Source organism: Christiangramia sp. LLG6405-1 (genome assembly GCF_045055805.1).
GTDB lineage: Bacteria > Bacteroidota > Bacteroidia > Flavobacteriales > Flavobacteriaceae > Christiangramia.
In genome coordinates this window covers 2,616,729-2,641,107 of record NZ_CP159330.1, presented here as the reverse complement: position 1 = coordinate 2,641,107, position 24,379 = coordinate 2,616,729, and the positions used below count along the sequence as shown (strand labels likewise).

The 24,379-nt window shown below is 37.0% G+C and carries 24 protein-coding genes; 15 read left to right on the top strand and 9 right to left on the bottom strand.

Annotated elements, in window-relative coordinates:
* Positions 1–40 precede the first annotated feature (40 nt).
* The gene (locus ABVM50_RS12130; RefSeq protein ID WP_405198807.1) at positions 41–919 is read right to left on the bottom strand and encodes an AraC family transcriptional regulator; all 879 of its coding nucleotides are present in this window, start codon (positions 917–919) and stop codon (positions 41–43) included.
* A 212-nt stretch (positions 920–1,131) separates the two neighbouring features.
* Here ABVM50_RS12130 and ABVM50_RS12125 point away from each other — a divergent pair, with 212 nt between their 5' ends.
* Positions 1,132–1,716 (top strand): hypothetical protein, encoded by a 585-nt coding sequence (locus ABVM50_RS12125; RefSeq protein WP_405198806.1) that lies wholly within the window; start codon positions 1,132–1,134, stop codon positions 1,714–1,716.
* A gap of 65 nt (positions 1,717–1,781) precedes the next feature.
* Here the strand turns inward: ABVM50_RS12125 and ABVM50_RS12120 are convergent, their stop codons facing one another.
* Positions 1,782–3,062 (bottom strand): carboxypeptidase-like regulatory domain-containing protein, encoded by a 1,281-nt coding sequence (locus ABVM50_RS12120; RefSeq protein WP_405198805.1) that lies wholly within the window; start codon positions 3,060–3,062, stop codon positions 1,782–1,784.
* A gap of 281 nt (positions 3,063–3,343) precedes the next feature.
* Here ABVM50_RS12120 and ABVM50_RS12115 point away from each other — a divergent pair, with 281 nt between their 5' ends.
* From ABVM50_RS12115 to mscL, 6 genes are all read left to right on the top strand, one after another.
* Positions 3,344–4,540, top strand: a complete 1,197-nt coding sequence (locus tag ABVM50_RS12115) for a hypothetical protein (RefSeq protein ID WP_141877835.1) — start codon at positions 3,344–3,346, stop codon at positions 4,538–4,540.
* Between the two features lie 148 nt (positions 4,541–4,688).
* Complete coding sequence (gene ychF, locus ABVM50_RS12110) at positions 4,689–5,783, top strand: redox-regulated ATPase YchF (protein ID WP_405198804.1); 1,095 nt, start codon at positions 4,689–4,691, stop codon at positions 5,781–5,783.
* A gap of 155 nt (positions 5,784–5,938) precedes the next feature.
* A complete protein-coding gene (locus ABVM50_RS12105) occupies positions 5,939–7,801 on the top strand; it encodes a DNA topoisomerase IV subunit B (RefSeq protein ID WP_405198803.1) in 1,863 nt (620 codons plus the stop codon).
* Complete coding sequence (locus ABVM50_RS12100; RefSeq protein ID WP_405198802.1) at positions 7,798–8,289, top strand: hypothetical protein; 492 nt, start codon at positions 7,798–7,800, stop codon at positions 8,287–8,289. The genes ABVM50_RS12105 and ABVM50_RS12100 overlap by 4 nt, the downstream gene beginning before the upstream one ends.
* Complete coding sequence (locus ABVM50_RS12095) at positions 8,289–10,937, top strand: DNA gyrase/topoisomerase IV subunit A (RefSeq protein ID WP_405198801.1); 2,649 nt, start codon at positions 8,289–8,291, stop codon at positions 10,935–10,937. Before ABVM50_RS12100 ends, ABVM50_RS12095 begins: the two co-directional genes overlap by 1 nt.
* Positions 10,937–11,383: a large conductance mechanosensitive channel protein MscL gene (gene mscL, locus ABVM50_RS12090; RefSeq protein WP_405198800.1), complete on the top strand. Its 447-nt coding sequence runs from the start codon at positions 10,937–10,939 to the stop codon at positions 11,381–11,383. Before ABVM50_RS12095 ends, mscL begins: the two co-directional genes overlap by 1 nt.
* A 2-nt stretch (positions 11,384–11,385) precedes the next feature.
* On the opposite strand, the gene ABVM50_RS12085 is transcribed toward mscL, so the two are convergent.
* Both ABVM50_RS12085 and ABVM50_RS12080 read right to left on the bottom strand, forming a co-directional pair.
* Complete coding sequence (locus ABVM50_RS12085; RefSeq protein ID WP_295180270.1) at positions 11,386–11,766, bottom strand: DNA topoisomerase IV; 381 nt, start codon at positions 11,764–11,766, stop codon at positions 11,386–11,388.
* A gap of 30 nt (positions 11,767–11,796) precedes the next feature.
* Positions 11,797–12,216: a helix-turn-helix domain-containing protein gene (locus tag ABVM50_RS12080; protein WP_405198799.1), complete on the bottom strand. Its 420-nt coding sequence runs from the start codon at positions 12,214–12,216 to the stop codon at positions 11,797–11,799.
* 280 nt (positions 12,217–12,496) lie between these two features.
* Between ABVM50_RS12080 and ABVM50_RS12075 the strand changes: the two genes are divergently transcribed.
* The 6 genes from ABVM50_RS12075 (at position 12,497) to ABVM50_RS12050 (ending at position 19,031) form a co-directional block, all read left to right on the top strand.
* Positions 12,497–13,654, top strand: coding sequence for a DUF2817 domain-containing protein (locus ABVM50_RS12075; protein ID WP_405198798.1), 1,158 nt, complete (start codon positions 12,497–12,499; stop codon positions 13,652–13,654).
* Between the two features lie 72 nt (positions 13,655–13,726).
* Positions 13,727–14,206: an Lrp/AsnC family transcriptional regulator gene (locus ABVM50_RS12070; RefSeq protein WP_026916117.1), complete on the top strand. Its 480-nt coding sequence runs from the start codon at positions 13,727–13,729 to the stop codon at positions 14,204–14,206.
* An 89-nt stretch (positions 14,207–14,295) separates the two neighbouring features.
* On the top strand, positions 14,296–16,869 hold the full coding sequence (locus tag ABVM50_RS12065) for a phosphoenolpyruvate carboxylase (RefSeq protein ID WP_405198797.1): 2,574 nt from the start codon (positions 14,296–14,298) through the stop codon (positions 16,867–16,869).
* Positions 16,869–17,387: a DinB family protein gene (locus ABVM50_RS12060; protein WP_405198796.1), complete on the top strand. Its 519-nt coding sequence runs from the start codon at positions 16,869–16,871 to the stop codon at positions 17,385–17,387. Before ABVM50_RS12065 ends, ABVM50_RS12060 begins: the two co-directional genes overlap by 1 nt.
* Positions 17,387–18,379: a YihY/virulence factor BrkB family protein gene (locus tag ABVM50_RS12055; protein WP_405198795.1), complete on the top strand. Its 993-nt coding sequence runs from the start codon at positions 17,387–17,389 to the stop codon at positions 18,377–18,379. The genes ABVM50_RS12060 and ABVM50_RS12055 overlap by 1 nt, the downstream gene beginning before the upstream one ends.
* 103 nt (positions 18,380–18,482) lie before the next feature.
* Positions 18,483–19,031, top strand: coding sequence for a type 1 glutamine amidotransferase domain-containing protein (locus tag ABVM50_RS12050; protein ID WP_405198794.1), 549 nt, complete (start codon positions 18,483–18,485; stop codon positions 19,029–19,031).
* A 49-nt stretch (positions 19,032–19,080) separates the two neighbouring features.
* On the opposite strand, the gene ABVM50_RS12045 is transcribed toward ABVM50_RS12050, so the two are convergent.
* Positions 19,081–19,383, bottom strand: a complete 303-nt coding sequence (locus ABVM50_RS12045; protein ID WP_405198793.1) for a hypothetical protein — start codon at positions 19,381–19,383, stop codon at positions 19,081–19,083.
* A gap of 74 nt (positions 19,384–19,457) precedes the next feature.
* The gene (gene aroB / locus ABVM50_RS12040) at positions 19,458–20,543 is read right to left on the bottom strand and encodes a 3-dehydroquinate synthase (RefSeq protein ID WP_405198792.1); all 1,086 of its coding nucleotides are present in this window, start codon (positions 20,541–20,543) and stop codon (positions 19,458–19,460) included.
* Between the two features lie 88 nt (positions 20,544–20,631).
* Here aroB and ABVM50_RS12035 point away from each other — a divergent pair, with 88 nt between their 5' ends.
* Both ABVM50_RS12035 and ABVM50_RS12030 read left to right on the top strand, forming a co-directional pair.
* A complete protein-coding gene (locus tag ABVM50_RS12035) occupies positions 20,632–21,831 on the top strand; it encodes a proline dehydrogenase family protein (protein ID WP_405198791.1) in 1,200 nt (399 codons plus the stop codon).
* Positions 21,832–21,834: 3 nt separating this feature from the next.
* Positions 21,835–22,374, top strand: a complete 540-nt coding sequence (locus tag ABVM50_RS12030; protein ID WP_405198790.1) for a 1-acyl-sn-glycerol-3-phosphate acyltransferase — start codon at positions 21,835–21,837, stop codon at positions 22,372–22,374.
* On the opposite strand, the gene ABVM50_RS12025 is transcribed toward ABVM50_RS12030, so the two are convergent.
* The 3 genes from ABVM50_RS12025 to ABVM50_RS12015 form a co-directional block, all read right to left on the bottom strand.
* A complete protein-coding gene (locus tag ABVM50_RS12025; protein WP_405198789.1) occupies positions 22,375–23,097 on the bottom strand; it encodes a YebC/PmpR family DNA-binding transcriptional regulator in 723 nt (240 codons plus the stop codon).
* Positions 23,098–23,187: 90 nt separating this feature from the next.
* The gene (locus tag ABVM50_RS12020; RefSeq protein ID WP_141877817.1) at positions 23,188–23,478 is read right to left on the bottom strand and encodes a 4a-hydroxytetrahydrobiopterin dehydratase; all 291 of its coding nucleotides are present in this window, start codon (positions 23,476–23,478) and stop codon (positions 23,188–23,190) included.
* An 84-nt stretch (positions 23,479–23,562) separates the two neighbouring features.
* Positions 23,563–24,378, bottom strand: a complete 816-nt coding sequence (locus tag ABVM50_RS12015; RefSeq protein ID WP_405198788.1) for a sugar nucleotide-binding protein — start codon at positions 24,376–24,378, stop codon at positions 23,563–23,565.
* Position 24,379 lies beyond the last annotated feature (1 nt).

Below are 24,379 nucleotides of genomic sequence, written 5' to 3'. Positions count from 1 at the left end.
TCGATTTATAAAATACAAACCCGCCAATTGGCGGGTTTTTTTATGTTACGCTAAATTTTAATTCACTTCTATAGACTGAAGGTGACCTCCCTGTAAATGCCTTGAATTGTTTGTTGAAATGACTAAAATTATTAAAACCACTTTCAAAGCAAACATCGGTTATGCTAATCTGTCTTTCGTGTAATAGTTTAGCTGAATGCGCAAGTCTGTACTCATTTACAAAATGAGTAAAAGTTTTTCCGGTAATTCTTTTAAAATACCTGCAGAATGCCGGGTTGGTCATACTAACCTTATCACTGATCTCCTTTAAACTAATTGATCTCTGAAAGTGCTCTTTTACATAATTAAAAATGATATTAATCCTGTCATTATCCTGTAAATTAGTTTCCAGTAGAAAACCTTCAGCATTCAAAATGGTATAATCGCTAGTTTTTTCAAGAGAATTCAAGACTTCCAGTAATCCAAGTAATTTCTGGAAAGGACTGAGCTCTCGTAAAGATTCAATGATTGCTCCTATACGACGCTTGGTGTCACCATGAAAAACAATTCCTTTTTTTGCTCTCTCGAGCAGATTCTGGATTCGTGACATTTCAGGCGCGTCCAGAAAATCATTTCCAAGAAAATCATTTCTAAACTGTATCACTGTTTCGCAATTATGATTAGTGAGCCCATCGGTAAAAGCACAATGGGGGAGAAGCGAGCCAATTAATATGAGATCACCATTCCTGTAATAAGATATATGACTTCCTATCTGCCGCTTTCCGCAGCCGCCATTCACGTAAACCAGTTCGACCTCCGGATGATAGTGCCAAAAGGTCTTTTTCGAACCAACCTGGAATTTATCATGTGTTCTACATGAAAATGAGCTCCCAAATCCAGGTTCTATTCTTTCCAGCCTTGGTTTCGATGTTGTATTCATAATATCGAGATTACGTCTAAAATTACATCTGAATAGTAATTGCTTGTATTACAAAATTAGCAATTATATGTGCTGGATTAACCGATAACGTTTGAAACTGATTTTGTCAAGGTAATTGACTACATAAACTGGATCATCTAACGCTACTTTACGAGGTAGATCTAGGGTAAGTTTACATCAGTTAATCCAAGTATAAATTAAAACCTTAGATTATGAAAAACACAATCAACAATTTCGTAGTAGCATTCATGTTACTGGTATCATTCAGTAGTTCTGCCAGAGATGGTGTGAATCTAAAAGTAGAGAATCAATATGATCTCATCGTAGATATACAGAAAACTGAATATGGGTCTGAGCTTAGTCTTTTAAGCCAAAATGCTGAGGTTATTTTTAGAGATCAGCTGGATGAGAACGCCAGGTTTTCGAAGAAGTTTAATTTCGATTCGCTTGAAGATGGGGAATATTTACTGGTTCTGAATAAAAAGTACTGTAAGTCTACCACGGTGATTACCAAATTAAATGATCAAATTGTAATTGACAAGGATGATTACAAATTCGCTTTCAAACCTTGTTTCAAAATTGAAGAAGATCAGGTAGTAGTATATATGCCTAATTTAAACGAATCAAAACTTAGTGTTGAAGTCTTCGATCAGAATGGAATCAAGGTTGGGAATTTTGAAACCAGAGAACCAGAACTTAGAAAAGCGTTTGATTTCTCTGAAGTGGATTCTGGCAAATACACCTTTATAATTGAAACTTCTGAAGATAGTTTTGAGCAAATTATTGAAATAGGATAACCCTTGCGATTTCAGGTTTAAAAAAACCCGCCGACTGGCGGGTTTTTGATTTTTAGATTTTAAGTTTAATTCATTTTGCGTTTGATCTTATCGATCGCATTCTGAATAGATTTTTCAGGTTCGATAATATTGTTATTACCCCAGAATTGTGAGTCATAGAATCCAGATACATCGTCTACCATTACGATATTAGGTCTTATTAACTCCTGGTTCATTTTAAATTCTTCTTCAGAATATGGCTGCCAGTCGGTCACAACCATTTCGCTATTGATCTTGTATTTTGAATTGAAGATCTTTCGTTTCCAGTTAACTACGTAATCCATCTGCGCTTTTCCATAGGCAAAGTGCCATTTCCCATTGTTCTGTGCGTAATCAACCTGGTAATTCAGTTCAGTAGGATAAACTTTCGCTCCATTTGGTTTTTTCTTTACGAACATTTCCTGAGCTGCATTTCTATTATCTACGTTCAGGTTATAATCGGCTTTAACCAGAGTTGAAGTTTCAGCATCGATAAAAAGTTTCCCGTAATACCATGGATCAGACTCATCACGTTCTCTAAAATTTACAACATAGGTATAACGATCATTGATCTTGGCAGGCTCATCAAAGCTAAAATCATAGCTATCCATCATACCCTGTCTAAGTACATACTCTGTGTATTTCATCATATCCAGGTATAATGTATTAAAGGGGCCACCGCGTAGCTTTAACGCCAGGGTGTCCAGTTTATCATAATCTGTGCTCTTTCTGGCTTTATAAAGAGATACAAGATCTTTTTTGCTATCCTTATAAGATGTTTTGTGGATCTTTACAACTGCTTCAGATAAGCTGACATTATTCCAACCTTTCTTGATCGTCTCCCGGTAAAAGGAAGTCATGATACTTTGATCTGAAAGATAATTTTCATCCTTTTTGTCCAGCATATCCTGAACCAGTAAGCGCGGATTCGTTGCCTTATATAAGCTAACTTCTGTAAGTTCTTCCATAGTTTCTGAAAGTTCTATACGGGTATCTTCCGGTTTGAAATAATCCAGAGGAAGAGTTTTGCTTTGAAATCCAAGAACAGATATGGTCACGGTAGCTTCAGTCATATCCTCCGGAACTTTGAGGGAAAATACACCATCAGCATTCGTAATGGTTGAAATGTTACTATTATTCAGGGAAAGGTATGCTGAAGAAATTGGCCTTCCGGTTCTCTCATTCACCACTTCACCTTTATATTCATTGAACGCTTTAGCCGAAGGCTGAAAAGCATATATCTGTAATGAACCTAGAATAAAACTTAGAAAAAATAGCAGGCTACTTTTTCCTGAAATAGGGTTTAAAAGTTTTGCATTCATAGTCATATTATTAAAGTTTACTTAAACTTATGCAATATAACCATTTAAAAGCTTATAAAGATGTGAATCAGCTAATTATTGAACTGAACGATTGTTAATCTTTAATTGGAATTGAATCTAGATTACTTTCCATTTTTCTTATTCCAAATCATGAACTAACACACTTACTCTGTATCAGTTATCCACACATTATATTTTAATTAGGTCTGCAAACAACCATTTTTTCGTATGGCATGAAATATGACCATCAATTCTTCGTTATCAAAGGATTTCAAAACTAAACAACTATGCATAAAATATATTTTGCTGCTCTCTTTATTATCTTCGGAAGTATTTCAGCTTCAGCACAACTATATAGTGAAGATCAGAGTGCATCTGTTACTGAGCAGGTATTAAAAGAACTTAATCGGGAACGTTCGTTACTAAGTCAGAATCTGGAATTCAGAATTAAAGAGATCGATTCCAAGATCACTAATCTGGATGAAAGCATTCGCACTTCTAATTCGGCTTCAGAAAAAGTAGAGAAACTACTAGAGCGAGTTAAGTTTTTAGAGCAGCGGCAGGAGGAGATCGATAAGAATACGGTAAGTGTTTATAAGTACAATTATAGCTCAGCTGTTCTTAACCTTGCTTCTATGGAGCGAGAAATAAAACCTCTAAGTCTTTTTAATAGTTCACGTGAATTCTACTCTACACTGGATAAAGTGAGTAATCCTATGAACTATGAAGGATACCAGCAATGGTTTGGTAAATTCAAAGGATACATTGAAGAAGAGAAAGAGGACGATGCAAAACTGGAAGCGCTTAATCATATGTTGCAGGTGACAGGCGATCTGGCAAAAGGAACACCTTTTACGGGAATGTTTGCGGGAAGCCTGATCGATGGGATCAGTCAGTTTGTTGGTTCACTAAATAGGAGGGATAAAGAGTTAAGAGAGAAAAGCATTAAAATGCTCAAGCTTACCACTAGTATTTCCCAATTTACGCATGATAAAGACCTGATCGAAACTGAATGGGAAGGAATTAATAAGAACCTGAATGAGCTTAAGGAATTACAGCAAGAAGCTATTGAAGATAACCTGGTGGAGATCCTCGGAATCTCCCGCAATGGTTTTACTGAAAAATTCACCAACGAAACTGATGCTAAAAAGCGAACTCAGTATATTCTGGATATTTCCAAAATTGCTGAAAATAAGATCGTAGAAGAGCGAAAGTCTAATCCGGAAAACTGGAAGCAGGAATACCATGACCAGATGTTAACGGTACAGAATCTGAAGATTCGTTTCGGGATGCTGACCTTTAGAATTCTAGAGAATCTGGAAAAGTATGAAAAATTGATCGCAAAATATGAAAATGACCCATTCCTGAAGGATGAAATGAAGAATTTGAGATTGAAACTAGACCTGGTTAGAAACAGTTTCGAGAGCACATTTAATCCGCAGGAATATATAAGAGCTTCCAACGAAATGTATATTGTGGAGTAATTAAATTGTTTCAATGTTTATTAAAGCCCTGTAAGATATAATCGCAGGGCTTTTTTTATTCGGTCAAGCTGCTAAGAGGATGTATGTTATTCTCGAATCTAATACCTATCTTTGCAGCCGCAAAAACAAAGCATCTAAATTATAGTATATGAAAGCCGGAATTGTAGGACTGCCAAACGTAGGAAAATCGACCCTTTTTAATTGCCTTAGTAATGCTAAAGCACAAAGTGCAAACTTTCCGTTTTGTACGATAGAACCTAACGTGGGAGTTGTAAACGTTCCAGACCAGAGACTGCTGAAGCTTGAAGAACTTGTAGATCCTGAAAAAGTGATTCCTGCAACGGTTGAGATCGTTGATATAGCAGGATTAGTAAAAGGAGCTAGTAAAGGAGAAGGTCTTGGAAACCAGTTTCTTGGGAATATTCGTGAAACAGATGCTATTCTACATGTTCTTAGATGTTTTGAGGACGATAATATCGTACATGTAGATGGTTCCATAGATCCTATTAGAGATAAGGAAACTATCGACATGGAACTGCAATTGAAAGATCTTGAAACGGCCGATAAAAAACTTGAAAAAGTTAAACGTGCAGCCAGAACAGGTAATAAAGAAGCTCAGAAAGAGGAAGCTGCTTTACTTAAAGTAAAGTCTGGCCTTGAAGCTGGAAAATCTGTTAGAGCGATCGAACTTACTGAAGACGAACGCAAAGAATTTATTGCGCCTCTACAATTTATCACAGATAAGCCGGTAATGTATGTTTGTAATGTAGATGAAGGTGCCGCTGTAGATGGTAACGAACATGTTGAGAGAGTTAAAAAGGCGGTAGCAGAAGAAAATGCAGAAGTTCTTGTTCTTGCTGTTGGAACTGAAGCTGATATCACTGAACTTGATGATTTTGAGGAGAGACAGATGTTTCTTCAGGATATTGGGCTTGAAGAGCCTGGTTCAGCAAAACTAATTAGAGGAGCTTATAAATTGCTTGATCTTCAAACTTACTTTACAGCAGGAGTTAAGGAAGTTAGAGCATGGACCATTCCAGTTGGATCTTCAGCTCCACAGGCTGCAGGTGTAATTCACACCGACTTCGAAAAAGGATTTATTCGTGCTGAGGTTATAGCTTACGACGAATATGTGAGTTTTGGAAGTGAAGCAAAAGTGAAGGAAGCTGGTAAAATGCGTGTAGAAGGAAAAGATTATATCGTTAAGGATGGCGATGTAATGCATTTTAGATTCAACGTCTAGTTGCCAGTTTTGAATAAATAACGAACAACACTTCAATTTGAGTTCATTTATTTAATTAACAGCGTATCTAAAATCTTTGTTAATTACTTTCCTCTGGAACTGTTTCAGTTTTTCGGCTATTACCTTATATTTAGACCGAAACTCCATGAATCTATATGAGCGACAATACTAAATATACCGAAGATAATATTCGGTCTTTAGACTGGAAGGAGCATATCCGTATGCGACCTGGTATGTACATCGGGAAACTTGGAGATGGATCCAGTCAGGACGACGGTATTTATATTTTATTGAAAGAAGTTATCGATAACAGTATCGATGAATTCGTGATGGGTGCTGGAAAGACCATTGAAATCTCTGTGCAAAATCAGCGGGTGATCGTTCGTGATTTTGGTAGAGGGATTCCATTAGGTAAAGTTGTGGATGTAGTGTCCAAAATGAATACCGGTGGTAAATATGATAGTAGGGCTTTCAAAAAGTCTGTGGGACTAAATGGTGTAGGTACGAAAGCAGTCAATGCTTTATCTTCTTATTTTAGAGTAGAATCTTCTCGTGATGGCAAAAGCCATGCTGCCGAGTTTGGAAAGGGAGAACTTCAGGATGAAGAACATCTTGAAGAAACTTCAAGAAGGCGAGGCACAAAGATCACTTTCATTCCAGATGAGCTGATATTTAAAAACTATAAATTCAGAAATGAGTATATAGAGAAAATGTTGAAGAACTATGTCTACCTGAATCCAGGTTTAACCATAGTTTTTAATGGAGAGAAATTTTATTCTGAAAATGGTTTAAAAGATCTTTTAGGTGACAGTATTAGCGATGAAGATATGTTGTATCCTATCATTCACCTGCGTGGAGATGATATCGAAGCAGCGATCACTCACAGTAGAACGCAATATAGCGAGGAGTACCATAGTTTCGTAAACGGGCAGAATACTTCACAAGGAGGAACACACCTTGCTGCATACAGGGAAGCGATCGTTAAAACGGTTCGTGAATTTTATGGCAAGAATTATGAAGCCAGCGATATTCGAAAATCTATCGTGACGGCTATCAGTATAAAAGTGATGGAGCCGGTTTTTGAGAGTCAAACGAAAACAAAACTTGGTTCTACAGATATGGGAGGGAAGCTTCCAACGGTAAGAACATATATCAACGATTTTATCAAAAGAAATCTTGATAATTATCTTCATAAAAACCCGGAGACGGCTGAAAATCTTCAACGAAAAATTCTTCAGGCAGAACGCGAGCGCAAGGATCTTTCCGGAATCAGGAAGCTAGCGAAAGACAGAGCTAAAAAAGCCAGTCTGCATAATAAGAAATTAAGGGATTGCCGTGTACATCTTGGAGATAGTAAGCATCAACGATGTCTTGAAACCACCTTATTTATTACAGAGGGAGATTCAGCATCTGGTTCGATCACCAAGAGCAGGGACGTGGTAACCCAGGCAGTATTTAGTTTGAAGGGTAAACCTTTGAATAGCTACGGACTTACAAAAAAGATCGTCTACGAAAATGAAGAATTCAATTTGCTACAGGCAGCACTGAATATCGAAGATTCTCTGGAAGACCTGCGTTATAATAATATTGTAATTGCAACAGATGCCGATGTTGATGGAATGCACATCAGATTATTACTTATCACATTTTTCCTTCAGTTTTTCCCGGAACTAATTAAGGAAAATCATCTATATATTTTACAGACTCCGTTATTTCGAGTAAGAAATAAAAAGGAGACTATTTATTGTTATAGTGAGATGGAGCGAAAGCAGGCAATGGAGAAATTGAAAGGTAAGCCTGAAATTACGCGATTTAAAGGGTTGGGGGAGATCTCGCCAGATGAATTTGTGCATTTTATAGGAGAAGATATTCGTTTAGACCCGGTAATGCTGGATAAAGACAAATCTATAGAGGAAATGCTTAGTTTCTATATGGGCAAGAACACACCAGACAGACAGGAATTTATTATTGATAATCTCAAATTTGAACTTGACCTGGTCAATGAACTTGGCGTATGAGATTTACCAATAAAAGTGAGGTTAAGATAATCCCATCGATCTATATCGTGCTTGTTGCGGTATTCGTTACGAATCTATTCGTAAATATAGAGATCATGGCTTCAGATTCTGAACAGAAAATAACCTTCAGTCATTTTCTGCCCAATATCGTCACCTTGCTTTTAGGTCTATACATTCACCGGATTGGACAGGCGTTCGATTTCGACAGCGACGGAGAAACTTTGAACTTTAAAAACAACGGAGTCTTTCTTTCAAAATTCATGGAATATCGTGTGAAGAAGGCTGAATTTCCGAAGAGAAAATTAGGGAAGTTTAAATTTTACGATGTTGGCATCTATTCTGCCCTTACAATCTATATTAACTCAAGAAGAAAAAAAGGATACCGAAAATATACTTTCAATACCACATTTTTAAACCGAAAAAAGAAAAGGGGCTTAGTGGATTCACTGAATAAAGTTCTTGAAAACACCCCCAAAGTGACTGCCTAATGGAAGAAAACCTTGATGGAGCTCAGGAAGAGCAATTTGAAAATAAGGAAGAATTAATAAAGGTAACCGGAATGTACAAAGACTGGTTTCTGGATTATGCATCATATGTAATCCTGGAACGAGCTGTACCAGCAATTGAAGATGGCTTTAAGCCAGTTCAACGTCGTATTATGCATTCTATGAAAGACCTGGACGATGGCCGTTACAATAAAGTGGCGAACATTGTTGGTCACACCATGCAATATCATCCTCACGGTGATGCCAGTATTGGAGATGCCATGGTACAAATTGGGCAAAAGGACATTCTAATAGACACCCAGGGAAACTGGGGGAATATATTAACTGGAGATCGAGCTGCCGCCCCAAGATATATTGAGGCGAGACTTTCAAAATTCGCTCTGGAAGTACTTTTCAGTCCGAAATTAACTGAATGGCAGTTGTCTTACGATGGTAGAAAGCAGGAGCCGGTAAATCTTCCGGTTAAATTCCCCATGTTGCTTGCGCAGGGTGCTGAAGGTATTGCCGTTGGTTTAAGTACAAGATTTTTACCACATAATTTTAATGAACTTATTGATGGCTCTATCAAACATCTTCGTGGTAAAACCTTTAAAATATTTCCTGATTTCCCAACCGGAGGTATCGCAGATATTTCAAATTACAACGATGGAAAACGTGGTGGACGCGTAAGAATTCGTGCGCGTATCAATCAGTTAGATAAAAATACACTGGTGATCAATGAGGTTCCCTACGGAACCAATACCGGTAGTTTGATCGATTCTATTCTGAAGGCAAATGACAAAGGTAAGATCAAGATCAAAAAGATCGAAGATAATACTGCTGCTCAGGTAGAGATTCTCATACATCTACCTAATAACATATCACCGGACAGAACTATAGATGCATTATATGCATTTACTCAGTGTGAAAACTCATTGTCTCCATTAGGTTGTGTAATTATTGATCACAAACCAATATTCCTGGGAGTTTCAGAAGTATTAAGAAGATCAACAGATCATACGCTTCATCTTCTCAAACGAGAATTGGAGATAAAACTGAATGAGCTCCAAGAGCAATGGCATTTTGCATCGCTGGAACGAATATTTATCGAAAACAGGGTTTATCGGGATATTGAAGAGGAGGAAACCTGGGATGGAGTAATTCAGGCGATAGATCGCGGATTGAAGCCTTTCACTACCCATTTAAAACGTGAGGTTACCGAGGAAGATATTATAAGACTTACTGAAATTAGAATTAAAAGAATCTCAAAGTTTGATATAGATAAGGCACAGCAGAAGATCGATGCCCTCGAAGATGAGATCGCCCAGATAAAACATCATCTTGATAATCTTATAGATTTTGCGGTAGATTATTTCCAGAAATTAAAGAAAGACTACGGAATCGGCAAAGAACGAAAAACTGAACTCAGGCTATTTGAAGATATTGAAGCGACAAAAGTTGTTATTCGGAACACGAAACTATATGTGAATAGAGCAGAAGGTTTTGTGGGAACCAGTCTCAAAAAAGATGAATATGTAACTGAATGTTCAGATATTGATGATGTTATCTGTTTTACAGCCGATGGTAAAATGATGGTGACCAAGGTTGACACTAAAACTTTTATTGGTAAGGATATTATTCACGTAGCAATCTTTAAGAAAAAAGATAAACGTACGATCTACAATATGATCTACCGAGATGGGAAGGCTGGCAATACATATGTGAAAAGATTTGCCGTAACTTCAGTTACCAGGGATCGGGAGTATAATTTAACCCAGGGTAAAAAGGATAGTAAAGTCCTGTATTTCACTCCGAATCCGAATGGAGAAGCTGAAGTTATTACAGTTTTACTTAGACAGGTTGGAAGTATAAGAAAAGTAAAATTCGATGTAGATTTTGCAGATATTTCTATCAAAGGCCGAAATGTCAAAGGTAATATCGTTACTAAATACTCTGTAAAACGTATCGAACTTAAAGAAGAAGGGGTTTCAACGCTAAAACCTAGAAGAATCTGGTTCGACGAGACGGTCAAACGCCTAAACGTTGACGAAAGAGGAGAGTTGTTAGGAGAATTTAGAGGAGAAGATAGATTGCTGATCATCACACAAGATGGTGTTGCAAAAACAATAAGACCGGAGTTAACGACCAGATTTGATGAAGAAATGGTCATTCTGGAGAAATGGGTGAAGAATAAGCCAGTTTCTGCGATTTACTGGGAACCTGAAAAAGAACGTTTCTATGTCAAGAGATTTATAATCGAGCATCCGGATAAAGAAGAGAAATTCATCAGTGAACACGAAGAATCTTTCCTGGAGATGGTTTCCACAGATTATTTCCCAATGGCAGAGATCGTCTATACCAAGCCTAAAGGAAAAGAGCGTCGCGAAAACGAAGAGATCAATATAGAAGAATTTATTTCGGTAAAAGGAATAAAGGCTCTGGGCAATCAACTGACCTCAGAGAAAGTGAATCAGATCAATCTTTTGGATCCGATACCTTATGAAGGACAAAATGAAGATGAAACTGACGAGGATAAAAGTTCGAAAGATTCCGAAGAAAATATAACAGCAGAGGATATTAAAAATGGGACGATCAAGGCACCAGATAAAAAATCTGGCGGCGATGGTCAACCTTCACTATTTGACGAATAATGGGATTATTTAAAGAATTCAAAGAATTTGCCGTAAAGGGCAATATGATCGATATGGCCGTAGGTATCATTATTGGTACGGCTTTTAATAAAGTGGTGGATGTTCTGGTAAAGCAGATTATAATGCCACCATTAAGCATGATTACCGATGGCGTAAATTATGCTGACAGGAAGATCGTTCTACGAGATGGTGTTGGAACTGAAGGTGCTGCAGATTACGTAAATGAAGTTTCAATTGGTTACGGACTGCTTATTGAAACCATGGTAGATTTTATCGTCATTGGTTTCGTCGTTTTTATAGTGGTAAAATTCATGAATCGCTTCAGGAACAAAGCTCAGGACCCAAAAAATCCAGAGGTTGTTACTCCTAAGGATATCGAATTACTCTCCAAATTAAATGATCTAATGGAAGAGCAGAATAAATTATTGCGAGAAAAGCGGGCTTAATTCTATTCTGAAACTTTTTTTACTTCCCCGCGGGCCTTTTGGGTTTCGCCAACCTGACCGTATTCAAAAGTATAGCTATTCTTAGAAGTAGTTAGGATCTTCATGTGGATTGGTTTCTGTTCAGCCATATTCTTAGGATTGGTATTCTTGATAATGTATTCACAGGGATTGATCCATCGTACTGAACTCGTATCTGTATTTCCCTGAAAAAATTCAATTTCTATCGAATCATTTCTTACGAATGTAGATTTTTGTAATTCTCCGTTTATATAAGTTTCGAACTCGAAAGTGCCAGTTCTAAAATCAGCACAGTTCCTGTTGGCTTCAAAACAAGAGCTCAACGTGAGTAACAGGATCAAACAGAGTAATATCATTTTGTTCATACTGCAAGGTAAGTTTTAATCAAATGAGAGTCAATTTTCAAAGGCTTCAAAACTACCGTCCTCATAAAAAAATACTATTCTTTTCACCTTTTTGTTACTCGACGATTCCTGGTTGACCTGAACATCCTTCGTAGTACTTTCTTCAGAATTTCTTTTTAGCGGTTCTTGCGCTGATTGATCAGCTTTTGCTTGCTGTATACTTTTTTCATTACCTGAGTCGGTTCCGGGAGGGAAGGAACCCTTTCCATTTAATAACCAGTATAATTCTACCTCAGGAAAATTCTTCACGACTTTCATTACAAAATCCAAACTGGGTTTGTTTCTACCAGATAGGATATGTGAAATGGAAGACCTACCAACTTCTATTTTATCTGCAAAAGAAGCAGCCGATAGATCGTAATATTCAAGGATGCGTTGCAGCCTGGTTCCAAATTGTTCAGTGTTTACCATTGTAAATTACCTCTGATTAAAGCTATGATTACAAATGTAAATATACTGTATTTCAGTGTAAATACACATCTGTAAACGACAAGATTTATATTGAACAAATACTTTATTGTAACTAACCTAATATGTTGATATATAACTAAATAATCCTTATTTTGATATGGTTTGGATAAATTCCTAGCCATACTACTATTGCTGAAATAAACTTATTTACAACTGTAAACTATGCAGTGATTTTTATTTGTATACAATTGTAAATATTTGATTGTTTAGTTTTGTAAACATGAAAGAGGAAGCAAAATTATGGCTGAGTAATCGCGATTATGATAGTGCTAAGTTCAGAAAAGTGGCAGGCCGCTATTTTCATAATAATCATCTGGAAGATTTCATGTCTACCCATTCAGGTGAACTGGAATTTCAAACTATAGGAGCTTCCGTAGAGAATAAAAATATCTACGGGCTGCAAATTGGGTCTGGATCAAAGAAGGTTTTGATGTGGTCGCAAATGCACGGGAATGAATCCACAACAACAAAAGCTGTACTGGATTTTTTAAATTCTATAGTGGTAGATGCAGATAACCCTTATAATAAGTCTTTGCTTGAACGTACTACATTATACATTATTCCAGTCCTTAATCCAGATGGCGCAGCGTATTATACGCGAGTCAATGCCAATGCTATAGACCTTAATCGGGACATGCAGGATCTTAGTCAGCCAGAAAGCAGGTTGCTCATGAAGGTTTACCAGGAATTCCAACCGGATTTTTGCTTAAACCTACATGATCAACGCAGCATTTTTAGTGCAGGAGAAACAAATCTACCGGCAATTCTTTCTTTTCTTACGCCTTCGAGCGATATAAATCGCAGTATCACCGAGGAACGTATGGAAAGTATGTCTTTAATCGCTGGAATGGTAAAAGATTTGCAAAATGAAATAGGGGAGTGCATAGGAAGGTATGATGATGGTTTCAATCTTAATTGTGCTGGCGATACCTTTCAGCATCATGGTACTCCAACTATTCTATTTGAGGCTGGTCATTATCCTGGAGACTATCACAGGGAAGTATCAAGAAAATATGTTTTTAAAGCTTTGAGAAGTTGCCTTGATCGAATAATGAATGATCAAAGTGTCGATTACAATCAATATTTTAAAATTCCTGAGAATGCTAAATATTTTCGGGACGTGATATTAAGAAATGTAAACATCGAAGGAGGAAAAAAGGATGTTTTGATACAGTTCAAAGAAACATTAGATCACGATCGAATACGATTCGTCCCGGTTATCGAAGATATTCTTAATGAAACAATTTTATTTGGCCATCGCGAAATTGATGCAGCTGGCAAAAAGATAAGATTGATGGAGGAGGGGTCAATTTCCGAAAACGTTGTAGTTAATAAAATATTCTTAAATGATGAGATTTTCGAGCTAAATCCCCAATAAAGGTGTTTTTATTTAGCAATAATTCAATGATTTTGTATTAATTTTGAATTTCATTAAAAATAGAACTTCAAGATGGCTAAGTTTAAATTAGACGACACCGACCACCAGATTCTTGACATGCTTATCGAGAATACAAGAACTCCATTCACCGATATAGCGAAGAAACTACTAATATCAGCTGGAACTGTCCACGTTCGTGTAAAGAAAATGGAAGAAGCTGGAATTATTATAGGATCATCGTTGACTCTGGATTACAAGAAGCTTGGATATGCGTTTATCGCTTATGTAGGGGTTTTTCTGAAGAATACTTCACAAACCAAATTTGTACTTGAAAGAATTAACGAAATTCCATTCGTTACGGTTGCTCATGTAACTACAGGCAAGTTTAACGTGTTCTGTAAAATACGAGCTAAAAACACTCAACATGCTAAGGAAATTATTTTCCAACTTGATGATATTGAGGGTGTTTATAGAACAGAAACTATGATTTCTCTTGAGGAAAGTATTAATGATAAAAAACGTTTGATGCATTCCATATTTAAAGAGATGTAATTTATACTAAACTTTTAATAAAGACCCTCTAAACCTAGATGTTTAGAGGGTTTTTTTATACTTTTAAGTCAGTTGAAAATATGGAAATTATGAATAGAGAACCTCGTTTAGATAGATTTAATGATAATGTGCTGGCAAAATACCAGGTTTATAATAGTATCTTCTTAACCTTACCCTATGATGAGATACAAAAAACCGGAGCGCTGTTACCACTTTTTCAGGAACTTTGCGAACGTGGTTTTTCTGATAATAAGAATCCGTCGGAGATCGTTGAACATTTTTTTGAACGTTATGGAGAAACCCCTACAGAGGATGAGCGCAACGCTTTGCTTTTTCGTTTCATACAATATATAGAACGCCAGGTAGTGTTGTTTGATGCTATTGAAGATGCGTCGTTCCCTATCGTTAATAACATGGATGGTCGTGGTACACTGCGAAGTGTAAAGGAAGAAGCGGAAGCTAAGCAAAAAACGGAGCAGTTAAAGGAGTACTTGAAGAGATTCAATGTAAGACCCACTTTGACAGCTCATCCCACCCAATTTTATCCTGGGGCCGTGTTGGGAATTATAACAGATCTGGATAAAGCAATTCAGAAAAATGATCTTGTTCGTATAAAGCAGTTATTAGCACAACTTGGTAAAACTCCGTTCTTCAACAAAGAGAAACCAACTCCATATGACGAGGCAGTTAGTCTCATATGGTATTTTGAAAATGTTTTCTATCAGAGCGCAAGTAAGATCCATAATTACATTCAGCAAAACATATTTGATGGAGAGAATGTGGGTAACCAGGTAATCAACCTGGGGTTCTGGCCAGGAGGTGATAGAGATGGAAACCCATTTGTAACTACTGAGATCACTTTAAGAGTTGCACGCCGACTTCGCCGCACAATTCTCCTTAATTATTACCGGGATATTCGTAAACTTAAGAGAAGACTTACTTTTAGGGAGATCAATGAGATCATGGCAGAGATAGAGAAAGCTTTGTATGATTCAGCCGTTACAAATTCAGACACTCCAAAAATATCTTTAGAGGAGTTGGTTTCAAAATTGCAGACAGCGCGAGAAATTCTTATAAATAAACATCAATCATTATTCCTTGAGGAACTTGATGACATGATCAATAAAATCAAACTCTTCGGTTTCCATTTTGCAACATTAGATATCAGGCAGGATAGTTCGAAACACGAAGAAGTATTTGCAGATCTCAAGAAATACAAACCAGAGTTGATTCCGGAAAATTTCGAAACTCTTTCAGAAGAGGAGAAAATTGCCGTAATGACAACTACAGATGCACAGTTGGATCCTGAAGAATTTGAAGAAGGGATGACCCGATCTACGCTTTCTTCAATTTACGCGATGCAGGAAATTCAGGAAAAGAATGGGGAGCAGGGAGCCAACCGCTATATTATTAGTAACTGCGGAAGTGTAGAAGGGGTTTTGCAGCCTTATTTGTACATGAAATTATGTGGTTGGAAAAAACCGACTGTAGATGTTATTCCATTGTTTGAAACTGTTCCGGATCTAAGAGAAGCACATCATGTGATGGAGAAGTTGTACAAAAATCCAGTGTATAAGGAACACCTTGAAAAACGAGGTAATAAACAAACGATCATGCTTGGTTTTAGTGATGGAACTAAAGATGGTGGTTACTTGATGGCAAACTGGAGTATTTATAAGGCGAAGGAAGAACTTACTCGAATTTCCAGAGAATATGGAATTAAGGTTGTCTTTTTTGATGGTCGTGGCGGACCGCCGGCAAGAGGTGGTGGAAAAACACATCAATTCTATGCGTCTTTGGGGCCAACTATTGAGAATGAGGAAATTCAATTAACAGTCCAGGGACAAACGATCAGCTCTAATTTCGGGACTAAAGATAGTTGTACATACAATTTGGAGCAATTATTAAGTTCGGGGGTTTCTAATGAAATTTTCAGTGAAGGTAAAAATGAACTGAACGATCATGATCGTAATACCATGAGCGAGCTTGCTGAAATTAGTTACAAGACATATACAGACTTTAAAAAGCATCCTCGTTTTATTCCTTACCTGGAAAAAATGAGTACTCTTAAATATTACGCTAAAACTAATATTGGAAGTAGACCGAGTAAACGTAATAAGTCTGCAGAACTCAATTTATCAGATCTAAGGGCGATACCATTTGTTGGAAGCTGGAGTCAGCTCAAACAAAATGTTCCTGGATTCTTTGGAGTGGGAACTGCTATGGAAGAATTGGATAGACAAGATAGGTTTGATGAAGTTCAGGATCTCTATAATAATTCTGAATTCTTCAAAACCTTGCTTGAAAACAGCATGATGAGTTTGACCAAATCATTTTTTCCGTTGACGGCATATATGAAAAACGATGAGGAGTTTGGAGAATTCTGGACATTGATTCATGATGAGTTTGAACGTTCAAAGAAAATGCTATTGAAAGTTACCGGCTATGATAGTCTGATGCAGAATCAGCCTGCAGGAAAGGCTTCCATTCAGGCGCGTGAAAGAATTGTGCTGCCTTTATTGACCATTCAGCAACATGCGCTTAGAATGGTGCAGGAGCTGAGTAAAAATCCTGAAGCCAACCAGCAAGCCCTTGAAGTATATGAAAAAATGGTTACTAGGTCATTGTATGGTAATATTAATGCCAGTAGAAATTCTGCTTAATGAGGAAATCTGATCTTACTAAAGGAGAAATAGGCGAATTTTACAGAGGTTATATCGATAGATTAGAACCCGAAGCTGAATTAGTTCCCAGTCTTAAATCGAACACTTCAGAATTTATTCAAATTTTGTTGGATATTCCTGAAGACAAATGGGTTTATCGCTACGAAGAAGGTAAATGGACTCTGAAAGAGATGATTCAGCATATAATTGATACTGAAAGGATTTTTCAATTTAGAGCATTGGCAATTGCCAGGAATGAACCACAGCCATTGCCCGGTTTCGATCATGATATATATGTTTTGAATAGTCGCTCAGAACACAGAGCGATACCCGATCTTATTAAAGAATACAAAATTGTGCGAGAAGCGGGAATCATTCTTTTCGAAAGTATGACTGTAAATATGCTAAAACTAGGTGGTGTTATGAATGATATTAATGCTTCACCCAGAGCGCTTGGCTTTATGATGGTTGGTCATGCTATGCATCATATTGAGGTGATTAAAGAGAAATATCTTTAATGTTTAGCAAGATCAAGGTCTTCGGTAAACTTCTAAAGAAGACTTACGTGAGCTGGGATAAGAATGAACCTTATGCCAGAAGTGCTACTATCGCTTATTATGCATTATTTTCACTTCCATCCCTATTAATTATTGTGGTAAGTATAGCTGGTTATTTCTTCGGAAGAGAGGCTGTTCAAGGTAGGCTTACAGGTGAAATAGGAGAGTTTATTGGAACTGAAGCTTCCAAGGCAATTGAGGGCATGATCGAAAATGCTGCATTGTCGCAAGATTCTACACTAGCAATTATTTTTGGTCTGGCAATGCTCATCTTTGGTGCAACCGGAGTCTTTTTTCAGCTAAAAATCGCCATGAATAACATATGGAATGTTGCGGCCAGAAAAACTAATTTTCTCCGTATGGTTCTTGATCGGGTGATTTCCCTGGGTATGGTGGTTGTCATTGGTTTACTGTTATTAATAGCTTTGGTTGTTTCTACTATTCTAAAGTTGGTTACAGAAACAATGCAGCAGCTTATTCCTGATATTACACAGGTTGCAATGTATATTCTGAATTACGCACTTACGTTTTTCTTCATAACGACCTTATTTGCGATGATCTTTAAGCTACTACCAGATATTAAGATCAAATTAAAAACCACCTATACAGGTGCGGCTTTAACAACCGCACTTTTCATAATAGGTGAGACGCTTATCAGTATATATTTTGGACAAAGCGACCCAGCTTCAGTTTATGGTGGTGCGTCTTCAGTGGTATTGATTCTCCTTTGGGTTTACTATACCTGTTTAATCTTATTCTTTGGAGCAGAGTTCACAGTACAATATGCTCTTCTGAAGAAAGAGAAAGTGGAGCCGAACCGTTTTGGTGAACCAGCGATATACCAGGAGATGAAGAAACTCGAACAGAGGAAAGTTCAGCTCAAAGAAGAAAAGTATATTGTAGACCGTTTGAAATCTTACTTGGACGTAGATGAGACTTCGGAAGAAAAATAAGTTTTAAATAACCTTTAACTCTTAAACGCCTAGTTTTAATAGGCTCTTAATACAGATTCGCTCTTCCTAAACCTATCTTTGAATAACTAAAAAAAGAAAAATTATGGATAAGAGAATTGCAATTTTAGCAACAGATGGATTTGAAGAAGTAGAACTAACCTCCCCAAAAGAGGCAATGGAGAAAGAAGGTTTCAATGTAGAAATCGTTAGCCTTAAATCTGGTAATATTAAATCATGGGACGGTGATAATTGGGGAAAAGACTTTAAAGTAGATAAAACCCTTGACGAAGTTTCAGCAAAAGATTATCACGCATTGGTACTTCCAGGAGGAGTTATCAATCCGGATAATTTGAGAAGAGAAGAGAATGCATTGATCTTTGTTAGAGACTTCTTTAAACAAAGTAAACCAGTGTGTGCAATTTGTCATGCGCCTTGGACTCTAATTAGTGCAGATGTTGTGGAAGGTAGAACAATGACATCCTTTAGTAGTGTTCGTAAAGACCTTGAAAATGCAGGCGCTTTATGGGTAGATCAGGAAGTTGTAGTTGATGAAGCTTTAGTTACCAGTAGAAATCCTGATGATCTTCCAGCATTTAATGCTAAGGTGATCGAAGAAATTAAAGAAGGTAAGCATGATTTACAACATGCATAATCTTTTAGAAAGATTAAATAATAGAAAGGGACGCAATTGCGTCCCTTTTTTATTTGTCTTCGTCCACTTCTTCAGTATCATCCTTTTCAGGAATATCTACAATAGGATCTGTATATTCTGAATCTTCATAATCATCTTCGTCAAAATTCGCCATAGTACTTTCAAGCCTGGTACTTACCTTAACCAGGTAAATGGTATCTTCAGTCTTTACTTCCACAGCTTCAACAGTCTCATTTTTAGCATTCTTAAAGGCGATAACCTGGTCATCATCATATCCATCAGGATATTTCTCTACAAGAAGTCCAAGAATTTCAGGAGTAAGCTTTTTATAGTCTACAATTATCCTTTTCATAGTGTGATTGGTTTATGCAAGTATAAATAAAATATCAAACGCCACACAAGGGAGTTGCCAGATATTCGATTAAATTAATGATTAGTTAAATTCAGAGAGCTATAAAATTCGAAAGATTTGATAATCAGCTCTTCAGGAACTACAACATCCAATTCTGGAATAGCGATATCATTCAATAAAACAAAATTTACCTGTCCGTTCGAGTTCTTTTTATCATGTTTGAGTAACGAAATGATCTCCTTAATATCTTCCGAAGGTATGTCCACGAAACCGAATAGATCAATTATAATATTTGAAATATCATGTAATTTTTTCTTTGGAAAATTTAGAATCTCAGAAGATATATATGATTCTAAGATCATCCCGATCGCAATTGCTTCTCCATGTAGCAATTTATCTTTATCTGGATTAGTTAGATAAAAGGATTCAATAGCATGGCCAAGCGTATGCCCAAAATTAAGATTTTTCCGGATGGACCGTTCATATGGATCCTGAGAAACAATTTCAGATTTTATATTCACTGAATGTTCTATGATGGCATCAAGGTCTGAGAGATCAAGAGAGCTCAAGTTGCTCATACGATTCCAGTAAGATTCGTCCGCTATAAGTCCATGTTTCAGGATTTCAGCGAGACCACTGCGCATTTCACGAGAGGATAATGTTTGCAGGTAATTGCTATCTACCACAACCATCTCTGCCTGCACTATGACTCCCACTTGGTTTTTTAGATTTCCAAGATCAACGCCAGTTTTACCTCCAACCGATGCATCTACCATAGCAAGTAAGCTGGTTGGAACATTAATGAAGGGGATACCACGCTTAAACGTTGAAGCTACAAAACCACCAAGATCAGTGACAACACCACCACCAAGATTAATCATTAAACTCTTTCGATCTGCACCAAGCTCTGAAAGTGCACTCCAAACACCCGTACAGGTTTCAATATGCTTATTTTCTTCTCCCGGTTCAATTTCAATAACTTCAATTTGAAGCTCCGTAGTTATATTCTTCAAGAATAAGCCTAAGCAGTTCTTCTGAGTGTTTGTATCAACTAGAATAAATACTGAAGATGGGTTTTTATCTTCTATATACTGATTGATTTTCGAATAAGATTCGCTACCGTAAAATACAGGATTCACCAGGTGTTTAACTTCATTCATGGTATTGGCATTTGGACTTCCGAAATTAAAGAGAATTTATGAAAATAGTCATCTTCAATAATTATATTTGCCCGATTAACAGCACGAAATGATTAGAAAGAAGATATTCAACAATACTAAATCTGCATTCAAACTCAAATCAAATTCAGACCTTGACAGGGCGATTTTTTTGTTTAGCATGATGAATTATTCTGCTTTGGTAAAAGCAGGTAGCGCATTGACAAAAATGGCGTTAAAGTTACACTTGCCCGTAGAAACCCTGATAAAGAAAACAATTTTCGAGCAATTTTGCGGAGGTGTTACTGAAGAGGATTGTAAACCGGTGACCAAGGAGATGTACGGAGAGAACTTACATAGTATTCTTGATTACTCGGTTGAAGGTAAGGAGAGCGAAGAGGAATTTGATTCGGCAATGCGCAAGAAATTAAGTCTAATTGAATACGCTAATGAAAGTGATGAAGTGACATTTGCTATGTTTAAACCTACCGGTATTGGAAGGTTTGCAATCTGGGAAAAAGTTAGTGAAAAGCTTAGTCTTACCGATGAGGAAAAGGAAGAGTGGGATCGTGTAAAAAACAGAGTAGAAACTTTATGTAAGCGCGCATTTGAATTAAAGGTTCGATTGTATGCCGATGGTGAAGAAACCTGGATGCAAACCGCTGCCGATGATATTATGGTTGAAATGATGAAAAAATACAACCAGGAAGAAGTGCTTATTTTCAACACGCTACAATGTTATCGATGGGACAGGCTGGACTACCTGAAGGATCTTCACGAGCAAGGCCAGAAGGAAGGTTTCAAAATTGGAGCGAAGATCGTGAGAGGTGCATATATGGAAAAAGAAAATTCCAGAGCTAAGAAATTAGGTTATGCATCACCTATATGTGAAAGCAAGGAGGCAACAGATGTTAACTTTAACTCGGTAATGTCATATTGTCTAAATCATCTGGAAGATATTTCAGTATTTATAGGTACTCATAACGAGGTAAGTAGTTACCTGGCTTTGCAGATAATGGAGGACAAAGGTATCTCTATTGATGATAAAAGAATATGGTTTAGTCAGCTTTATGGAATGAGTGATCATATTAGTTTTAATATGGCAAAGAAAGGATACAACGCTGTAAAATTGGTTCCATTTGGACCGGTTCGAGATGTAGTTCCTTACCTATTGCGACGTGCTCAGGAAAACACTTCAGTTAAAGGACAGACGGGTAGGGAATTGGCTCTGCTTAGCGAAGAAAAGAAACGTCGTCGTGGAGATGAATCCACGAAACATCACCGGGAGTAACATATGCGTTGGCTTGCAAGATTTATTTTTTACAAAATTTTAGGCTGGCGTCTGGAGGATCACTTTACATCCAGAATTAAGAAATGTGTTGTAATTGTTGCTCCACACACAAGCTCTTTTGATTTTCTCTTAGGAATTCTGGTTCGTAAAATCATGAATGTTGAATTCAACTTTGTAGGAAAGCAGGAATTATTCAAACCTCCATTTGGGTGGTATTTCAAGTGGGTAGGCGGTGCACCTCTGGATAGATCAGGACAAAAGAATAAAGTGGATGCGATCGCGAAGGTCTTTGAAGACAAGACTATTTTTCGATTAGCCCTATCTCCAGAAGGCACCAGAGAGAAAACCGAGAAATGGAGAACAGGTTTTTACTATATAGCCTTAAAAGCGGAAGTTCCTATTGTAATGGTTTCCTTTGACTACAAGTCCAAGAAAGTAAAAATCTCCGAGGCTTTTCATCCAACCGGAGATTTTGATTCAGATTTTAAAGTTATCACCCAGTTCTACGAGGGTGTAGAAGGAAAGATCAAAGAAAATTTTTAATTAATCCTCATCTGGTGTTTCCATTGTATGGTAAACGTTTTGAACATCATCATCTTCTTCCAGTTTTTCTAGCAACTTTTCAACATCTGCAGCCTGTTCACCTTCTAAAGGTTTGGTAACCTGAGGAATTCTTTCAAATCCTGAAGAAAGAATTTCCATTTCTCTGTTCTCTAATTCCTTCTGTATAGCACCAAAGAATTCAAAAGGTGCATAAATATGAATTCCGTCTTCATCTTCAAAAACTTCTTCAGCTCCAAAATCTATCAATTCTAATTCAAGTTCTTCCGGATCCAGATTTTCAGCATTGATTCTGAAGTTACAGGTATGCTCAAACATAAATTCTACAGAACCTGAAGTTCCAAGATTCCCATCAGATTTGTTGAAATGAGAACGAATATTTGCAACTGTTCTATTGTTATTATCTGTTGCAGTTTCTACCAGAACAGCAATACCATGAGGAGCGTAACCTTCAAAAAGAACTACTTTATAGTCACCCTGGTTTTTATCTGAGGCACGTTTGATCGCACGCTCAATATTATCCTTGGGCATGTTGACACTTTTCGCATTCTGGATCACCGCACGAAGTTTCGCATTCGTGTCAGGATCTGGACCACCTTCTTTCACCGCCATGACAATATCTTTACCAATCCTGGTAAATGCTTTAGCCATTGCAGACCAACGTTTCATTTTCCGTGCTTTGCGAAATTCAAAAGCTCTTCCCATTTCAAATTATAATTAGGTTCGCGCAAAAATATAAAAAAGCTCCTAAATACTGTATGTATAAGGAGCTGGTTTTCCAGTTTCACGAGTTTTTCAATTCGTAGACTCTATAATCTCTTCAATTGTTCTGGCAAGCTTGAAATCTTTTTCAGTAACACCATTTGCATCGTGAGTAGAAAGGGATATTTCTAATTGATTATATACATTTCCCCAATTTGGATGATGTTCCTGTGCTTCGGCCTCAAATGCAATTCTTGTCATTACGGTAAATGCTTCTTTAAAATTCTCAAATTCAAAAGAAGTATGAATGGCACCTTTAGCATATGTCCATCCATCAAGGTTTTTCAATTGATCATCTATCTCAGTATCACTTAATTTTTTCATGACTTAATTATTTGGTTTTCTTCAAGTTACTAAGAATGAAGCATACCATTGTTATGGTACTTCAGTTTAATATCAAATTAACAGCTATAATTTAGCTGATGCTTTGACTACCTCCTGAATACTTATCTGTAGGTTCTTTGGAAGTTTATTATCCTTTGGTAGTACAGCCAGGAATCTGTCGAAGTTGGAGTCATAAACATTTTTGAAAAGTGGATTTTCATAACCAAGTTCCCTGGTAAGGTCCTCTACGAGATCTCTTTGATGCACCAGATCATCACTGCCTAAGTGAAACACTCCCTGTCTGTTCCTATTTATAATATAGTGAATTTGCTGAGTTACCTTTCCAATTTCAGTAGCATTAACGACCACATTTGGAAAAACTTCTAGCGGTTCGTTTAGATCCAGAATTGCTCTTATTTGCTTAACCCGCGGGGAACCTTTTCCGAAGACCATAGGAAGTCTCAGGATATTATATTGTTTATTCGGAAGTCTAAGCAATGCATTTTCTATCTTGATCTTGAATCTGCCGTAAACGCTCTGACTAAGTGTTTTGTCATATTCGTAGGAAGGATAGTTGGTAAAAGCATCAAAAACATTGGCCGATGACAGAAATATCAACTTTTTACGATAATTGAGAAGGTAATTGATGATCTCGAAATGAGTATGAATCTGAGCTTCAAAGCCTCCACGCACGCAGGATACGATGACATCTGGCTTTAAATTTTCAAGAAGAATACTGATGTTTTCCGTTTCCATATCGAAATGGTGGAATTGATGATTTTTTTCAAAAAAATCATTTTCAGTATAATAGGTACCGTGTGTATCAAAATAGGAGCAGAGCTCTTTATAAAGGGAATTCCCAATAAAGCCACTCGCTCCTAATATCAAAATTCGTTTCAAA

Bases quoted from the DNA above. Each gene is read 5' to 3' on its own strand.
- ABVM50_RS12130 (WP_405198807.1), bottom strand. From the start codon at position 919: ATGAATACAACATCGAAACCAAGGCTGGAAAGAATAGAACCTGGATTT.
- ABVM50_RS12125 (WP_405198806.1), top strand. From the start codon at position 1,132: ATGAAAAACACAATCAACAATTTCGTAGTAGCATTCATGTTACTGGTA.
- ABVM50_RS12120 (WP_405198805.1), bottom strand. From the start codon at position 3,062: ATGACTATGAATGCAAAACTTTTAAACCCTATTTCAGGAAAAAGTAGC.
- ABVM50_RS12115 (WP_141877835.1), top strand. From the start codon at position 3,344: ATGCATAAAATATATTTTGCTGCTCTCTTTATTATCTTCGGAAGTATT.
- ychF (WP_405198804.1), top strand. From the start codon at position 4,689: ATGAAAGCCGGAATTGTAGGACTGCCAAACGTAGGAAAATCGACCCTT.
- ABVM50_RS12105 (WP_405198803.1), top strand. From the start codon at position 5,939: ATGAGCGACAATACTAAATATACCGAAGATAATATTCGGTCTTTAGAC.
- ABVM50_RS12100 (WP_405198802.1), top strand. From the start codon at position 7,798: ATGAGATTTACCAATAAAAGTGAGGTTAAGATAATCCCATCGATCTAT.
- ABVM50_RS12095 (WP_405198801.1), top strand. From the start codon at position 8,289: ATGGAAGAAAACCTTGATGGAGCTCAGGAAGAGCAATTTGAAAATAAG.
- mscL (WP_405198800.1), top strand. From the start codon at position 10,937: ATGGGATTATTTAAAGAATTCAAAGAATTTGCCGTAAAGGGCAATATG.
- ABVM50_RS12085 (WP_295180270.1), bottom strand. From the start codon at position 11,766: ATGAACAAAATGATATTACTCTGTTTGATCCTGTTACTCACGTTGAGC.
- ABVM50_RS12080 (WP_405198799.1), bottom strand. From the start codon at position 12,216: ATGGTAAACACTGAACAATTTGGAACCAGGCTGCAACGCATCCTTGAA.
- ABVM50_RS12075 (WP_405198798.1), top strand. From the start codon at position 12,497: ATGAAAGAGGAAGCAAAATTATGGCTGAGTAATCGCGATTATGATAGT.
- ABVM50_RS12070 (WP_026916117.1), top strand. From the start codon at position 13,727: ATGGCTAAGTTTAAATTAGACGACACCGACCACCAGATTCTTGACATG.
- ABVM50_RS12065 (WP_405198797.1), top strand. From the start codon at position 14,296: ATGAATAGAGAACCTCGTTTAGATAGATTTAATGATAATGTGCTGGCA.
- ABVM50_RS12060 (WP_405198796.1), top strand. From the start codon at position 16,869: ATGAGGAAATCTGATCTTACTAAAGGAGAAATAGGCGAATTTTACAGA.
- ABVM50_RS12055 (WP_405198795.1), top strand. From the start codon at position 17,387: ATGTTTAGCAAGATCAAGGTCTTCGGTAAACTTCTAAAGAAGACTTAC.
- ABVM50_RS12050 (WP_405198794.1), top strand. From the start codon at position 18,483: ATGGATAAGAGAATTGCAATTTTAGCAACAGATGGATTTGAAGAAGTA.
- ABVM50_RS12045 (WP_405198793.1), bottom strand. From the start codon at position 19,383: ATGAAAAGGATAATTGTAGACTATAAAAAGCTTACTCCTGAAATTCTT.
- aroB (WP_405198792.1), bottom strand. From the start codon at position 20,543: ATGAATGAAGTTAAACACCTGGTGAATCCTGTATTTTACGGTAGCGAA.
- ABVM50_RS12035 (WP_405198791.1), top strand. From the start codon at position 20,632: ATGATTAGAAAGAAGATATTCAACAATACTAAATCTGCATTCAAACTC.
- ABVM50_RS12030 (WP_405198790.1), top strand. From the start codon at position 21,835: ATGCGTTGGCTTGCAAGATTTATTTTTTACAAAATTTTAGGCTGGCGT.
- ABVM50_RS12025 (WP_405198789.1), bottom strand. From the start codon at position 23,097: ATGGGAAGAGCTTTTGAATTTCGCAAAGCACGGAAAATGAAACGTTGG.
- ABVM50_RS12020 (WP_141877817.1), bottom strand. From the start codon at position 23,478: ATGAAAAAATTAAGTGATACTGAGATAGATGATCAATTGAAAAACCTT.